Here is a 15,365-nt window from a genome sequence, read left to right on the forward strand (position 1 = left end):
GCACCGCCAGACAGGCCGCACGGTCGGCCGCGGACTCGGCGGGCCGGACCGCGTACGACCGCGTGGTCACGCGCTCTCCGCCCGGACCCGGTCGAGGGCGGTCTGCAGGTCGTCCGGGTAGCCGCTCTCGAACTCGACCCAGCGCCCGTCGTCCGGGTGCTCGAAGCCGAGCCGCACCGCGTGCAGCCACTGCCGGGTGATGCCGAGCCGCTTGGCGAGCGTGGGGTCCGCGCCGTACGTCAGGTCGCCGACGCAGGGGTGGCGGTGGGCCGACATGTGCACGCGGATCTGGTGCGTGCGCCCGGTCTCCAGCTTGATGTCGAGCAGCGAGGCCGCGCGGAACGCCTCCACCAGGTCGTAGTGCGTCACCGACGGCTTGCCCTCGGCGGTCACCGCCCACTTGTAGTCGTGGTTCGGGTGCCGTCCGATGGGGGCGTCGATGGTGCCGCTCAGCGGGTCGGGGTGGCCCTGCACGAGCGCGTGGTAGCGCTTGTCCGGCACGCGCTCCTTGAACTGCCGCTTCAGCGAGGTGTACGCACGCTCCGACTTGGCGACGACCATCAGGCCCGACGTGCCGACGTCCAGGCGGTGCACGATGCCCTGGCGCTCGGCGGCGCCGGAGGTCGAGATCCGGTACCCGGCGGCGGCGAGGCCGCCGATCACGGTGGTGCCGGTCCAGCCGGGGCTCGGGTGCGCGGCGACGCCGACCGGCTTCATGATCACGACGATGTCCTCGTCGTCGTGCACGATCTCCATGCCCTCGACGGGCTCCGCGACGATCTGCACGGGCGGCGCCGCCTGCGGCATCTCCACCTCAAGCCAGGCCCCGCCGTGCACGCGCTCGGACTTGCCGACGACGCTGCCGTCGACCTGCACCTTTCCGGATGCGGCCAGCTCGGCGGCCTTCGTACGGGAAAAGCCGAACATGCGGGAGATGGCGGCGTCTACGCGCTCGCCCTCCAGGCCGTCGGGCACGGGCAGGGTGCGGATCTCGGAAATCGTGCTCACCCGTCGAGTATGCAGGACGGGTACGACAGCCCCGCACGAGCGCCCGCCCGTATCGCTCCCGGCGCTCAGTCCTTGTGGACGGTGCCGCTCAGTCCTTGTGGACGGTGCCGCTCAGTCCTTGTGGACCGTGCGGCTCAGTCCTTGTGGACCGTGCCGTCCGGGTCGAGGCCGCGGAAGGACAGGATCACGATCAGGATGCCGCCGCACACGATCGCCGAGTCCGCCAGGTTGAACACCGCGAACCCCTTCGGCGCGATGAAGTCGACCACCGCGCCCTCGAAGACGCCGGGCGCCCGGAAGATCCGGTCGGTGAGGTTGCCGAGGGCACCGCCGAGCAGCAGGCCGAGCGCGATCGCCCACGGCAGGCTGTACAGCTTGCGCGCGAGGCGGGCGATCACCACGATCACCACGGCCGCGATCACCGTGAAGATCACCGTGAACGCCTCACCGATCCCGAAGGCCGCGCCCGCGTTCCGGATGGCCTGCAGCTTCAGCCAGTCGCCGATCAGCTCGATCGGCTCGTGGTGCTCCAGCTTCTCCACCACGATCAGCTTGCTGATCAGGTCGAGGGCGTACGCCACAGTGGCGACGGCGAACAGCACCGCGATCTTCCGCCGCCCCTTGGGCTGCTCCGGCTCCGCGGCCTCCTGCTGCGGCTGCTCCGGCTCCGCGGCCCCCTGCTGCGGCTCTCCCGACTCCGTCGCCCCGGCGTCCTCGCTGTCCGGCGTACCGATGATGCGCTCCGCCTCTGCCACGTGAGTCCCTCAACCTAGATTCCGACTGAGGACGAGGGTACGGCACCCACTCACAGTGACTGCTCCTCAGGACCGCCGTTCCTGCTTCTGCTTGCACTCCACGCACAGGGTCGCGCGCGGGAAGGCCTGCATCCGCGCCTTCCCGATGGGCTTCCCGCAGCTCTCGCACAGTCCGTACGTCCCCGCGTCGAGGCGTTCCAGGGCCCGCTCGGTCTGCTCCAGCATCTCCCGCGCGTTGGCCGCCAGGGCCATCTCGTGCTCGCGCGTGATGTTCTTCGTCCCGGTGTCCGCCTGGTCGTCGCCGGCCCCGTCCCCGGAGTCCCGCATCAGCCCCTGCAGCGACTCCTCGGACGCCACGATCTCGGTACGCAGCCGGCCCGCCGCCTCGGACAGCAGGGTGCGCGCGTCGGCCACCTCCTCGGGGGTCCACGGGTCCTCGCCGGGCCGTACGGCGAGCTCGCCCGGCTCGGCCGCGTCCGCTCGCGCCTTCGGTACGGAAGGGGCCGACTGCTCTGCCGCCGTCGCCCCGGTCTTCTTCGCAGCCACCGACCTGGCTCCCGTCTTCTTCGCGGCGTGCGCCGCCTCCTCGGCCGCCTGCTCCTCGGCGGCCTTCCTGGTCGCGCCCTTCCCTCGGGCCCTGGTGGCGTCGGCCGCCGCTCCCTCAGCGCTCTCAGCACGCGCGGAGGCGGTCTTCTTGGCGGCCGCCTTCTTTGTAGTGGCGGTTTCCGTGGCGGTTTCCGTGGAGGGTTTGGTGGAGGGTTTGGTGGAGGGTTTGGTGGCGGTTTTCGTGACCGCCTTCGTGGTGCTCTTCGTGGCGGCTTTCGTGGTGGTGCTCTTCTTCGCCGCCCTGGTGGTCTTCTTCGCGGTCTTGGCGGCCTTCGCGGTCTTCGCGGTCATCGCTGCCGCGCCCTGCGTCTCGGCGCTCTCCGTCTCGGCGCTCTCCGTCCCGGCGGCCTTCGCCCCGGCAGCCTTCGCCCCGGCGGCCTTGGTCTCGGCGGCCTTGGTCTCGGCGGCCTTCTCCGTGCTCTTCTTCGCCACCATGGCCGCGGCCCCTTCACATTTTGTGATCTTGCTCGCGAATCGTGCTGGGACGATAAATCGACTCCAGGCCCGCGGCAACGGGGCACTCCGCCCGATCCGCCCGGCCCACGGGAGCCCCGGGACCGGCATGCATCGGTTGTGCCCAGCTCCCCGCCCGGTAATCCGCCACGCGCCCCGCGCCGGGATCCGCACCCCGCGCGTGTGGCCATTCGGGTCAGCCCACGGCGCCCCGCCCCCGTACGAAATCCGGTCGGCCCACCGCCGCCGAGCCCCGTACACTGGGCACAGCGAAAAGGCATGGATGGGGACGAGTAGCGTCCGTGAGCAGCCAGGAGCGACCCGGGGACGGTGGAAGCCCGGGGGCCCGCGCGAGCGTGAAGATCACCCCGGAGCCGCCGGAAGAAAACCGCAGCGACGGTGAGTAGACCCGGCCGCGACCCCAATGAGGGGGCCCACCGGCGCACACCCGAGCCGGACGGGCCAAGGAGGGTGGTACCGCGGGAGCCCGCGCCGCACACGGCGCAGGCCGGCTCTCGTCCCTCCGACGGAAACAGTGTCCGCCGGAGGAAGCTCGTTGAATACGCAGCCGCAGTACCGCCAGGTGCCCGCCCAGGTCGACCTGCCCGCCCTTGAGCACGCCGTGCTCGACTTCTGGCGCGAGCAGAAGATCTTCGCCAAGAGCCTGGAGCAGTCCGAGGGTCGCCCCGAGTGGGTCTTCTACGAGGGCCCGCCCACCGCCAACGGAATGCCCGGCGCCCACCACATCGAGGCCCGCGTCTTCAAGGACGTCTTCCCGCGCTTCCGCACGATGCGCGGGTACCACGTCGCGCGCAAGGCCGGCTGGGACTGCCACGGGCTGCCCGTCGAGCTGGCCGTCGAGAAGGAGCTCGGCTTCAACGGCAAGAAGGACATCGAGGCGTACGGCATCGCCGAGTTCAACGCCAAGTGCCGCGAGTCCGTGACCCGGCACACCGACGCCTTCGCCGACCTCACCCAGCGCATGGGCTACTGGGTCGACCTCGACGACGCGTACCGCACGATGAACCCCGAGTACATCGAGTCGGTCTGGTGGTCCCTGAAGCAGATCTTCGACAAGGACCTGCTCGTCCAGGACCACCGCGTCGCCCCCTGGTGCCCCCGCTGCGGCACCGGCCTCTCCGACCACGAGCTGGCGCAGGGGTACGAGACGGTCGTCGACCCCTCGGTCTACGTCCGCTTCCCGCTCACCGGCGGCCCCCTCGCCGGGCAGGCCGCGCTCCTGGTGTGGACGACCACCCCCTGGACCCTCGTCTCCAACACCGCCGTCGCCGCGCACCCCGACGTCCGGTACGTGGTGGCCACCGACGGCAACGAGAAGCTGGTCGTCGCCGAGCCGCTCGTCGAGAAGGCGCTCGGCGAGGGCTGGGAGACCACCGGCGAGTCCTTCACCGGCGCCGAGATGGAACGCTGGACCTACCAACGCCCGTTCGAGCTCGTCGAGTTCCCGGCCGAGGCGCACTACGTCGTCAACGCCGAGTACGTCACGACCGAGGACGGCACCGGTCTGGTCCACCAGTCCCCCGCCTTCGGTGAGGACGACCTCAAGGTCTGCCGCGCGTACGGCCTGCCGGTCGTGAACCCGGTCCTGCCCGACGGCACCTTCGAGCCCGAAGTCCCGCTCGTGGGCGGCGAGTTCTTCAAGAAGGCCGACGAGAAGCTGACCGCCGACCTGGACGCGCGCGGCCTGCTCTTCCGCCACACCCCGTACGAGCACAGCTACCCGCACTGCTGGCGCTGCCACACGGCGCTGCTCTACTACGCGCAGCCGTCCTGGTACATCCGCACCACCGCCGTCAAGGACCGTCTGCTCGAAGAGAACGAGAAGACCAACTGGTTCCCGGACTCGGTCAAGCACGGCCGCTTCGGCGACTGGCTGAACAACAACATCGACTGGGCCCTGTCCCGCAACCGCTACTGGGGCACCCCGCTGCCCATCTGGCGCTGCGAGGAGGGCCACCTCACCTGCGTCGGCTCCCGCGCGGAGCTGTCCGAGCTGACGGGCACGGACCAGTCGGCCCTCGACCCGCACCGCCCGTTCATCGACGACGTCACGTTCACGTGCACGCACGACGGTTGTACGCAGACAGCCGCGCGTGTGCCGGAAGTCATCGACGCCTGGTACGACTCGGGCTCGATGCCGTTCGCGCAGTGGGGCTACCCGTACAAGAACAAGGAGCTCTTCGAGAGCCGCTACCCGGCGCAGTTCATCTCCGAGGCCATCGACCAGACCCGCGGCTGGTTCTACACGCTGATGGCCGTCGGCACGCTCGTCTTCGACAAGTCGAGTTACGAGAACGTGGTCTGCCTCGGCCACATCCTCGCCGAGGACGGCCGCAAGATGTCCAAGCACCTGGGCAACATCCTGGAGCCCATCCCGCTCATGGACCAGCACGGCGCGGACGCGGTGCGCTGGTTCATGGCCGCGGGCGGCTCCCCGTGGGCGGCGCGCCGCGTCGGCCACGGCACGATCCAGGAGGTCGTCCGCAAGACCCTCCTCACGTACTGGAACACGGTCGCCTTCCAGGCCCTGTACGCCCGTACGTCGAAGTGGGCCCCCTCGGCCGCCGACCCGGCCCCGGCCGACCGCCCCCTCCTGGACCGCTGGCTGCTCAGCGAGCTCAACACGCTGGTCGAGCAGTCCACCGAGGCCCTGGAGTCGTACGACACCCAGCGCGCCGGCAAGCTCCTGTCGGCCTTCGTCGACAACCTCTCCAACTGGTACGTGCGCCGCTCCCGCCGCCGCTTCTGGCAGGGCGACAAGGCGGCGCTGCGCACCCTGCACGAGGTCGTCGAGACGGTCACGCGTCTGATGGCCCCGCTGACGCCGTTCATCACCGAGCGGGTCTGGCAGGACCTGGTGGTGCCGGTGACGCCGGACGCCCCGGAGTCCGTGCACCTGGCGACGTGGCCTCAGGCGGACAACTCCCTTGTGGACCCGGTGCTTTCGCAGCAGATGGCGCTGGTGCGGCGGCTCGTCGAGCTGGGCCGCGCCACGCGTGCCGAGTCCGGTGTGAAGACGCGGCAGCCGCTGTCCCGCGCCCTGGTCGCGGCAGGCGGCTTCGACGCGCTCGGCGAGGAGCTGCGCACGCAGATCACCGAGGAGCTGAACGTCACCTCCCTCGCCTCGCTGTCCGAGGTCGGCGGCTCCCTCGTCGACACCACCGCCAAGGCCAACTTCCGCGCCCTGGGCAAGCGGTTCGGCAAGGGCGTCCAGGCCGTGGCCAAGGCCGTCGCCGACGCGGACGCGGCCGCGCTCTCCCTGGCGCTGCGCGACGGCTCGGCGACGATCGAGGTCGAGGGCGAGACGGTCACGCTCACTCACGACGAGGTCTTCATCACGGAGACGCCGCGCGAGGGCTGGTCCGTCGCCTCCGAGGCCGGCGCCACCGTCGCGCTCGACCTGGAGATCACCGAGGACCTGCGCCGCGCGGGCCTCGCCCGGGACGCGATCCGGCTCATCCAAGAGGCCCGCAAGAACAGCGGGTTGGACGTCGCGGACCGGATCGCGGTGCGCTGGTCGGCCACGTTCGGCGACACCGCGGACGCCCTCGCCGAGCACTCCGCCCTCATCGCCGACGAGGTCCTCGCCCTGGACTTCGCCGAGGGCGAGGCCGACGAGACGTATGGCGCGCCCTTCACCGACGAGGGTCTGGGCCTGACGTTCCGCCTCCGCAAGACCGAGGCGTAACCGACACCGCGCCCAAGCAGCGTCAACAACGAGGCCCGGTGTCGCCCGATCCGACGGATCGGGCGGCGCCGGGCCTTCGGCGTTGTGTACCGGGGCACACCTGGTCCCCCCGACCTGTGTCCGAATCCCCAACTCCCCCGTGCGTCAACTCCGCCTGTGCGTACGGCAAAAGGGCCTGGCCCCGGGAGGATTCCCGGGGCCAGGCCCTTGAAGCGCTGCCGACGCTACGCGCGCTGCGCGCGTACGACCGTCAGTTGTCGTCCTCGTCGATGAGGAAGCCGCGCATCGGGGACGGAGCCTGCTGCATCGGCTGCGGACCCTGCGGCCGCACCGGCGCCATCGGCTGCGTCATCGCGGGCGCCATCTGCTGCTGGCCGCCGTACGAGTTGCCACCGGTGGTGGCTCCGTGGCCGCCCATCGTCTGGTTGCCGCCCATGGTGTGGTTCCCGCCCATGGAGGGCGCACCGGCGGAAGCCATCGAGGGGGACGGCGGCAGCGAGGCGGCAGCCGGCGTACGCGGCGGGGCCAGCGAGTCGTCGGCCTGGGTCTCCAGCTGGCGCAGCTGCGACTCCAGGTACGACTTCAGGCGGGTGCGGTACTCGCGCTCGAAGCCGCGCAGGTCCTCGACCTTGCGCTCAAGCGTGGCGCGGGCGGACTCCAGGGAGCCCATCGCGACGCGGTGCTTCTCCTGCGCGTCCCGCTCCAGGGCGTCGGCCTTGGCGCGGGCGTCGCGCTCAAGGCCCTCGGCGCGCGAACGCGCCTCGCCGACGATCTTGTTGGCCTCGGAGCGGGCCTCCGCGATCGCCTGGTCCGCGGTCTGCTGGGCCAGGGAGAGGACGCGGGCGGCGCTGTCGCCACCGGGACCGCCCTGACCGCCGCCACCGCCGCCACCCTGCGGGAGCTGCGGACCGTGACCACCCAGGGGACCGCCCATCGGGCCGCCCTGCTGCATGGGGCCACCGGGACCGGGGCCCTGCGGACCGCCGTGGCCGCCGTTGGGACCTGCGGGCAGCTGCGGCGCGCCACCGGGCAACTGGGGCGGGCCCAGGTGCTGTTGCTGCTGCGGCGGCACCGGCTGCGGACCCGATATTGCGGCGGGCACCGGGGCGCCGGGACCGCGCTGCTGCGGCGGCTGGTCCTGCGGCTCGGGCTTGCGCATGCCGCCCTGCTGCTGGTTCTGCGCGGCGGCACGGGTCGCTGCGGCGAGCTTCGCGCGCAGGTCCTCGTTCTCGCGGAGCAGTCGCGTCAGTTCGGACTCGACCTCGTCGAGGAAGGCATCGACCTCGTCCTCGTCATAGCCTTCTCGGAGGCGGACGGTCGTGAACTGCTTGTTCCGCACGTCCTCGGGGGTCAACGGCATCTCTTCACCTCAACGTAGTCGTCGGCATTCGGCAAGAACGTAAGTGACATCGCGCTCACACCGCGCTCACGACGGAGATCAGGATGTAGACGATGATCATCAGCACGAAGAAGGACAGGTCGAGCGCCACGCCCCCGAGACGCAGCGGCGGGATGAACCGCCGCAGAAGCTTGAGCGGTGGATCAGTGACAGTGTAGGTGGCCTCCAGAACGACCACCATCGCCTTGCCGGGTTGCCATGAGCGGGCGAACTGGAAGACGTAGTCCATGACCAACCGGAAGATCAGCACGATGAGGAAACACATCAGCGCGATGTAGAGCACATCCAAGACAACGCTCATGATCCGCGCTTCCCTCTCCCCTGTCTCGTACTACTCGATCCGGTGTCGCTTCTCAGCTCTGGTTGAAGAACCCGCCCTCTGCGATGCGAGCCTTGTCCTCCGCCGTGACATCGACGTTAGCAGGAGACAACAGGAACACTTTCTGTGTCACCCGCTCAATGCTGCCGTGCAGTCCGAAGACCAGACCGGCGGCAAAGTCGACAAGTCGCTTCGCATCCGTGTCGTCCATCTCCGTCAGATTCATGATCACCGGAGTGCCCTCACGGAAGTGTTCCCCGATGGTACGGGCCTCGTTGTAGGTCCGGGGGTGCAAAGTCGTGATGCGGTAGGGCTCCCGCTCGGAGACAACCTTGGGCATGATCACCGGTGCGTTCTTCTCCAGGCTCTGACGTTCAGGTGTGATGGATGCCACGGGGGCGATTCGCGCGGGACGCCCGATTTCAGCCGGAACCGGAGCGGCGGCCGGCATCGGATCGCGCGGCGCGGGCGTCTGTACCTTTCGGGCCGGTTCGTCCTGCTGCAGTTCATGTACAGGCTCGTGCCGCCGACGGTCCCGCTCGGGCTCCGGATCCAGTTCGGGCTCGAACTCGTCATCGGGGTCAAAACCCCGGCCGTCGTATCCGTCGTCCTCCACGAGGCCGAGGTAGACCGCCATCTTGCGCATCGCGCCGGCCATGCTCTGAGTCCTCCGCTCTGTGGTGGATCCGCTGTGCCACCAGGTGCTCGCGATCCACTCGGCACCCCCGCTGATCTGCGGGAATGACCATATTTTCTGCTGTGGTCCGACTTGCTTGGCGACGTTACCGGAGCTGGGGTCGGACTCCGAGGACCGCACTGCCGACGCGCACATGTGTCGCTCCGGCCGCAACGGCCTCCTCCAGGTCCGCGCTCATCCCTGCCGACACCATGTTCGCAGCCGGATGGGCCGCGCGCAGGAGGGTTGAGAATTCCACCAGCCGCTGGAACGCCGCCTGTTGCCGTCCCGCGTACGGTCCGGTGAGCGGTGCGACGGTCATCAGACCGTCGAACCGCAGCCCCGGAGCTTCCGCCACAAGTCCGGCCAACTCCTCGATTCCGTCAGGCGCTACGCCTCCCCGGTCCCCCCGGCCGCCCTCTTCGGCGTCGAGGGCGACCTGGATCAGACAGCCCAGCTCGCGCTCCGCCTTCACCGCCGCGGCGGAGAGAGCGGTGACGAGCTTGGGCCGGTCCACGGACTGCACCAGATCGGCATAACTGGCAACGGAACGCACCTTATTGGTCTGCAGCTGGCCGACAAAGTGCCAAGTCAGCGGCAGATCCGCGCACTCGGCGGCCTTCGGCGCCGCGTCCTGGTCCCGGTTCTCCGCGACGTTGCGCACGCCGAGTTCGGCGAGGATCCGCACGTCGCTCGCGGGGTAGGTCTTCGTGACCACGATCAGGGTCACTTCCTCCCGCTCGCGCCCGGCCGCAGCGCACGCGGCAGCGATGCGCTCCTCCACCTTCGCCAGATTTGCGGCGAGTTCCGCCTTACGGTCCGTCATGCCCTATCAGTCCAGCCAGACATAGGCCGCGAGCCGACCGGTGGTGCGCTCGCGGCGGTACGAGAAGTGGTCTTCGGACTCCAGTGTGCAGACCGGCGACTGCTCCCGGTCGCGCACCCCGAGCCGCTCCAACTGGGCGTGCACCCCGGCGGTCACGTCGACCGCCGGGGTTCCCCAACTCGTCTCCGCGTAGGCCGCGCTCTCGACCGCCGCCACGTCGGCCCGCATCTGCTCCGGCACTTCGTAGCAACGGCCGCAGACCGCGGGCCCGGTGCGGGCGATCATCCGGGAGGCCTCGGCGCCGAGTTCCGCCATCGCCCCGACCACGGCGGGCACGACTCCGGCGACCAGACCGGGCCGGCCGGCGTGCGCCGCACCGACGACACCGGCGACCGGGTCGGCGAGCAGCACCGGTGTGCAGTCGGCGGTGAGGACGGCGAGCGGGGTGCCGCGGCGCGCCGTCACCACGGCGTCCACGCAAGGAATGTCGGAATTATCACGCCAGGGACCGTCCACCACGGCGACGTCCCGGCCGTGCACCTGGTTCATCCACACCACGGCGCCGGGTTCCACACCCAGCGCCTTGGCGGCGAGTTCACGGTTGCCGCGGACCGCCTCGGGGGCGTCGCCGACCGCCCCGCCGAGGTTGAGCTGCTCGTACGGAACGGCGCTCACCCCGCCCCACCTGTCGGTGAAGGCGAAGTGCGCGCCGTCCACGGTGTTGTGCGCAGTTATCACTTGGCGTCGGTCACTTCAGGAAGTCCGGCACGTCGAGCTCCTCGGCCGGGCTGTCCTGGTACGGACGGGCCGGCGGGACCTGCGGCGGGGTGACCGGTGCCGTCGGGATCTCGTTCGCCGGGGCCGGCTCGGGGGCGGGCTCGGCGACCGGGGCGGTGTCCTCGCGCGGGGTCACGCTGCCGAGGGAGCCGAAGGCGGGGCGGGACTCGGTGCTGGTGCTGCGTACCGGGGCCGGTTCCTCGCGCTTGCCCGCCGTGTTCGAACCCACCGCGTTCTCGCGCTTGTTCGGCGGCTGCCCGCCGTCGAAGCCCGCGGCGATGACGGTGACGCGCACCTCGTCGCCGAGCGCGTCGTCGATGACCGCGCCGAAGATGATGTTGGCCTCGGGGTGGGCGGCCTCGCTGACCAGCTGGGCCGCCTCGTTGATCTCGAAGAGGCCGAGGTCGGATCCGCCGGAGATGGAGAGCAGCACGCCGCGGGCGCCGTCGATGGACGCCTCCAGGAGCGGCGAGGAGATCGCCATCTCGGCTGCGGCCACCGCGCGGTCGTCCCCGCGCGCCGAGCCGATGCCCATCAGGGCCGAACCCGCTTCGGACATCACGGACTTGACGTCGGCGAAGTCGAGGTTGATCAGGCCGGGCGTGGTGATGAGGTCCGTGATGCCCTGGACACCGGAGAGCAGCACCTGGTCCGCCGACTTGAACGCGTCGAGCACGCTCACCTGGCGGTCCGAGATGGAGAGCAGACGGTCGTTGGGGATCACGATGAGGGTGTCGACCTCTTCGCGGAGTTCCGCGATGCCGTCCTCGGCCTGGTTGGCGCGACGGCGGCCCTCGAAGGTGAACGGGCGCGTGACCACACCGATGGTGAGTGCGCCGAGCGAGCGTGCGATGTTGGCCACGACGGGTGCGCCGCCGGTGCCGGTGCCGCCGCCTTCACCGGCGGTGACGAAGACCATGTCGGCCCCCTTGAGGACCTCCTCGATCTCCTCGCGGTGGTCCTCGGCCGCCTTGCGCCCGACTGCCGGATTGGCTCCGGCGCCGAGTCCGCGGGTGAGTTCACGGCCGACGTCGAGCTTGACGTCCGCGTCGCTCATCAACAGGGCTTGCGCGTCGGTGTTGATGGCGATGAACTCGACGCCCTTGAGACCGACCTCGATCATCCGGTTGATGGCATTGACACCACCGCCGCCGACACCGATGACTTTGATGACTGCGAGGTAGTTCTGCGGTGCTGCCACGTCGAAGGCCTCTCGCCTCGATTTACGTGTCGCCGCTTCGCCGTGCGTGCGGTGCGACGACTGATGCCGAATTGGGACGGTCCGAACGCCGACCCGAACCCTAACGCTGAAGTTTAGGGTTACCAGTGTGTCTGTTCCCTGGAGTCTTCGAAACAGGACACTAAGTCGACAAGTGGCGCACGTTCAACGAACACGCCGAACCTCCCGTTTTTCTTTTCACCCTATGTGATCAGCCGTTGCGCTGACCAACCAGGGTGCTGGCCAGCGCACTTGGGCGTCAACTCCCTGACACGGCGGGGGCGGTGGGAGCGCTCACGTCGAAGCGTCGGGCCGTCGGTTCCGCTTTCATCAGCGCGGTGAGCGAGGCGGCTTTCGCGTCGCCCTTCTCCACGCTGCCCCAGTGGACGGTGCGTTGGCCCTTCAGCTCGACCGAGATCGAGTCATATGAACGCACTTGAACGGTTCGCGCGTCCTTCGCGACCGAGGCGGGCAGATCCCCGGCCACCTGCACGGCAGCGCGCAACAGCCGTTCCGTGCCGAAGCGGTTGAGGCTGGGCGACGCGGCGGCGTCCAGTTCGAGCAGCGGAACGCCCTTGGGCGGCCGGTCCACCGTTGCGAACCGCACGCCTTTCGCGTCCACTTCGGTGAACTTTCCGCCCTTTTCGATGAGCAGCACCGGCTTGCGTTCGGTCACTTTCAGGCCGATTCCATGCGGCCAGGAACGTACGACGTCGACGGTGTCGATACGGCGCAGCTTCTTCCGGAGCCGGTCCTCGATCGCGTCCGTGTCAACGGAGATGAGCGGTGCGCCGACCGGAACCCGCGCCACCGCGCGGACCTGTTCGGAGGTCAACACCTCGGTGCCGGAGGTCTTCACGCGCTCCACGCGCAACCACTGCGAGCCGTAGAGGAGCCAGACGACGCCGGCTGCGAGCAGTGCGGCAGCGACCCCTGCGATGACGCGGGTGCGGGTCGGTGGCAACCGAAGCCGGCGGCCACCGCCCGTCGGCCGGGGCGGGCGGGCCGGTGCGTCCCCCTGTGTGCGTTCGCCTCGCTCGGCGGTGGTGGGTCCGGCCACGCTCCCCTGCCTTCTCACGCCCGGTGGCGTGCCGCAATCGCCTCGTAGACCATGCCGACGAGGAGTTCGTCGGCGTCCCGGCGGCCGAACTCGGCGGCGGCGCGGGACATCTCGTACAGCCGGTGGGGGTCGGCGAGCACCGGGAGGACGTTCTCCTTGACCCACTCCGGGGTGAGCTCGGCGTCGTCGACCAGGACACCGCCGCCGGCCTTGACCACCGGCTGGGCGTTGAGCCGCTGTTCGCCGTTGCCGATGGGCAGCGGGACGTAGGCGGCCGGGAGTCCGACGGCGGAGAGTTCGGCGACGGTCATCGCGCCCGCGCGGCAGAGCATCATGTCGGCCGCGGCGTACGCGAGATCCATCCGGTCCACGTACGGTACCGGGACGTACGGCGGCATCCCCGGCATGTTGTCGACCTGCGGCATTTCGTTCTTCGGGCCGACCGCGTGCAGGACCTGGATGCCGGAGCGCTGCAGATGCGGGACGACCTGCTGGACGACCTCGTTCAGGCGGCGCGCGCCCTGCGAACCGCCGGAGACGAGCAGCGTCGGCAGGTTCGGGTCGAGCCCGAACGCGGCGCGGGCCTCGGGCCGCACCTGCGCGCGGTCCAGGGTGGCGATGGTGCGGCGCAACGGGATGCCGATGTAACGGGAGTTGCGCAGCTTGCTGTCCGGCGAGGAGACCGCGACCTGGGCGGCGTACCGCGAACCGATCTTGTTGGCGAGGCCGGGCCTGGCGTTGGCCTCGTGCACCACGATCGGCACGCCGAGGCGCTTCGCCGCGAGGTAGCCGGGCAGCGCCACATAACCGCCGAAGCCGACGACGGCGTCGGCCTTGGTGCGCTCCAGGATCTGCTCGGCGGCCTTGATGGTGCCGCGCAGCCGGCCCGGGACCGTGATCAGTTCGGGGGTGGGCTTACGGGGAAGGGGTACGGCGGGGATCAGCGCGAGGTCGTAGCCGCGCTCCGGCACGAGCCGGGTCTCCAGGCCCTTCTCCGTGCCCAGGGCCGTGATGCCCACGGTGGGGTCCTGCCTGCGCAGGGCGTCCGCGAGGGCGAGCGCGGGCTCGATGTGGCCGGCGGTCCCCCCACCGGCGAGTACGACATGCACCGAAATTCACCGCTCTCCGGACGGTCGCGCCTTGGCGCGCCGTCTCATCGTGTTCCATCTCACCGCAGCCCGCTTCTTGCCCGAGGCGGACGACCGCATGGCAAGCGCTGCTCGTGCCGCGGGCTCCTCGCGCGCGAACGCGATGAGGAGTCCGACGGCGAACATCGTCGGCAGCAGGGCGGACCCTCCGTAGGAGAACAGCGGGAGCGGGACACCGGCGATCGGCAACAGGCCGAGCACCGCACCGATGTTGACCACGGCCTGGGCCGTGATCCAGGTGGTCACGCCTCCCGCGGCATACCTCACGAAGGGGTCCTCCGTGCGTCCGGCCACGCGGATACCCGCATAGCCTAGAGCCGCGAACAGAGCGAGCACCGACAGCGTCCCCGCCAACCCCAGTTCCTCCCCGGTGATGGCGAAGATGAAGTCGGTGTGCGGTTCAGGGAGTTGACCCCATTTTTCCACACTCGCTCCCAGACCGGAACCGAAGAATCCGCCGGAGGCGAGGGCGTAGATCCCGTGCACGGCCTGCCAGCACTGGTCGCGGGGGCCCGGGTCGGTCGCGCCGAGGCATTCCAGGCGGGCCATCCGGTTGGGGCTCGTACGGATCAGGACGAAGCCGAGCATCGCGGCGACGGAGAGCACACCGGCGAAGAGGCGCGTGGGGGCGCCCGCGAGCCAGAGCAGGCCGAAGAGGATCGCCGCGAGAATGATCGACGTGCCCATGTCGCCGCCGAGCATGATCAGCCCGAGCAGCATGAACGTGACCGGCACCAGCGGCACCAGCATGTGCTTCCACTGCGTGAGCAGCCGCTTGTCCTGCTTGCGCGCGAGCAGATCGGCGCCCCACAGGACCAGCGCCAGCTTCCCGAACTCGCTGGGCTGGAGCTGGAACGGACCGCCCAGGTAGATCCAGTTCTGGTTGCCGTTCACCGCATGCCCTATCCCGGGCACCTGCACCAGGATCATCAGGAAGACCGAACCGGCGAGCATCGGGTACGCGAACGCCCGGTGCAGCTTGACCGGCATCCGCATGGCGACGAGCAGCAGGATCGTCCCGAGCACCGCCGCGATGAACTGCTTGCCGAAGAAGTACGAGGCGGGCAGGTCGAGCCGCAGCGCCTGGATCATGGACGCGCTGTAGACCATCACCAGGCCGAGCACGGTGATCAGCGCGCTGCTGCCGAGGATCACGTAGTACGCGGTGAGCGGCCGGTCCCAGGCCTTGCGGGCGCGGTCGGCGATCCGCCGCCAGGGCCGGTCCCGGGGCGGTCGCGGCTGTGTCTTCCCGCGCAGCGGGTTCCGGTTCCTGCCCAACGGGCTCCGGTTTCTGCCCAGCGGTTTCCGGTTCCTGCCCAGCGGGATGGCCGCGCTGCGCACGTCGCGCGCGGGTTTGGCGTCGGCGGGCATCGTCGCTGTCCCCTCCAGTCGTGCCCGCGCCGCCGGGGT

The 15,365-nt window shown here is 70.1% G+C and carries 13 protein-coding genes; 1 reads left to right on the top strand and 12 read right to left on the bottom strand.

Features of this window, described 5'->3' with window-relative positions; translation table 11 throughout:
• Window positions 1-66: 66 nt before the first annotated feature.
• The 3 genes from QIS99_RS12990 to QIS99_RS13000 form a co-directional block, all read right to left on the bottom strand.
• Window positions 67-1,008, bottom strand: coding sequence for an RluA family pseudouridine synthase (locus QIS99_RS12990; protein WP_282513396.1), 942 nt, complete (start codon window positions 1,006-1,008; stop codon window positions 67-69).
• A 134-nt stretch (window positions 1,009-1,142) separates the two neighbouring features.
• Window positions 1,143-1,763: a signal peptidase II gene (lspA, locus tag QIS99_RS12995; protein WP_282513397.1), complete on the bottom strand. Its 621-nt coding sequence runs from the start codon at window positions 1,761-1,763 to the stop codon at window positions 1,143-1,145.
• A 66-nt stretch (window positions 1,764-1,829) separates the two neighbouring features.
• Complete coding sequence (locus QIS99_RS13000) at window positions 1,830-2,804, bottom strand: TraR/DksA family transcriptional regulator (protein ID WP_282513398.1); 975 nt, start codon at window positions 2,802-2,804, stop codon at window positions 1,830-1,832.
• 574 nt (window positions 2,805-3,378) lie between these two features.
• Between QIS99_RS13000 and ileS the strand changes: the two genes are divergently transcribed.
• Window positions 3,379-6,531 carry an isoleucine--tRNA ligase gene (ileS, locus tag QIS99_RS13005; protein ID WP_282513399.1) on the top strand — a complete coding sequence of 1,051 codons (3,153 nt, stop codon included), beginning with the start codon at window positions 3,379-3,381 and terminating at the stop codon, window positions 6,529-6,531.
• 250 nt (window positions 6,532-6,781) lie between these two features.
• Here ileS and QIS99_RS13010 read toward each other — a convergent pair whose 3' ends face one another.
• The 9 genes from QIS99_RS13010 to ftsW all read right to left on the bottom strand — a co-directional run bounded on the left by QIS99_RS13010 (window position 6,782) and on the right by ftsW (window position 15,326).
• Window positions 6,782-7,891: a DivIVA domain-containing protein gene (locus QIS99_RS13010; protein WP_282513400.1), complete on the bottom strand. Its 1,110-nt coding sequence runs from the start codon at window positions 7,889-7,891 to the stop codon at window positions 6,782-6,784.
• A gap of 55 nt (window positions 7,892-7,946) precedes the next feature.
• The gene (locus QIS99_RS13015) at window positions 7,947-8,231 is read right to left on the bottom strand and encodes a YggT family protein (protein ID WP_282513401.1); all 285 of its coding nucleotides are present in this window, start codon (window positions 8,229-8,231) and stop codon (window positions 7,947-7,949) included.
• A gap of 52 nt (window positions 8,232-8,283) precedes the next feature.
• Window positions 8,284-8,907, bottom strand: a complete 624-nt coding sequence (locus tag QIS99_RS13020) for a cell division protein SepF (protein ID WP_282513402.1) — start codon at window positions 8,905-8,907, stop codon at window positions 8,284-8,286.
• A gap of 124 nt (window positions 8,908-9,031) precedes the next feature.
• Window positions 9,032-9,751: a YggS family pyridoxal phosphate-dependent enzyme gene (locus tag QIS99_RS13025; protein ID WP_282513403.1), complete on the bottom strand. Its 720-nt coding sequence runs from the start codon at window positions 9,749-9,751 to the stop codon at window positions 9,032-9,034.
• Between the two features lie 6 nt (window positions 9,752-9,757).
• Entirely contained in the window at window positions 9,758-10,468 is a 711-nt protein-coding gene (gene pgeF / locus QIS99_RS13030) for a peptidoglycan editing factor PgeF (protein WP_408909554.1), read from the bottom strand.
• 31 nt (window positions 10,469-10,499) lie between these two features.
• On the bottom strand, window positions 10,500-11,729 hold the full coding sequence (gene ftsZ, locus QIS99_RS13035; RefSeq protein WP_282513405.1) for a cell division protein FtsZ: 1,230 nt from the start codon (window positions 11,727-11,729) through the stop codon (window positions 10,500-10,502).
• A gap of 277 nt (window positions 11,730-12,006) precedes the next feature.
• Window positions 12,007-12,807 carry a cell division protein FtsQ/DivIB gene (locus QIS99_RS13040; protein WP_282513406.1) on the bottom strand — a complete coding sequence of 267 codons (801 nt, stop codon included), beginning with the start codon at window positions 12,805-12,807 and terminating at the stop codon, window positions 12,007-12,009.
• Window positions 12,808-12,821: 14 nt separating this feature from the next.
• On the bottom strand, window positions 12,822-13,916 hold the full coding sequence (gene murG / locus QIS99_RS13045; RefSeq protein WP_282513407.1) for an undecaprenyldiphospho-muramoylpentapeptide beta-N-acetylglucosaminyltransferase: 1,095 nt from the start codon (window positions 13,914-13,916) through the stop codon (window positions 12,822-12,824).
• A gap of 6 nt (window positions 13,917-13,922) precedes the next feature.
• A complete protein-coding gene (gene ftsW, locus QIS99_RS13050; protein WP_408909548.1) occupies window positions 13,923-15,326 on the bottom strand; it encodes a putative lipid II flippase FtsW in 1,404 nt (467 codons plus the stop codon).
• Between the last annotated feature and the right edge of the window lie 39 nt (window positions 15,327-15,365).

Origin of the sequence: Streptomyces solicavernae, from assembly GCF_029968095.1 — a bacterium.
Classification (GTDB): domain Bacteria; phylum Actinomycetota; class Actinomycetes; order Streptomycetales; family Streptomycetaceae; genus Streptomyces; species Streptomyces solicavernae.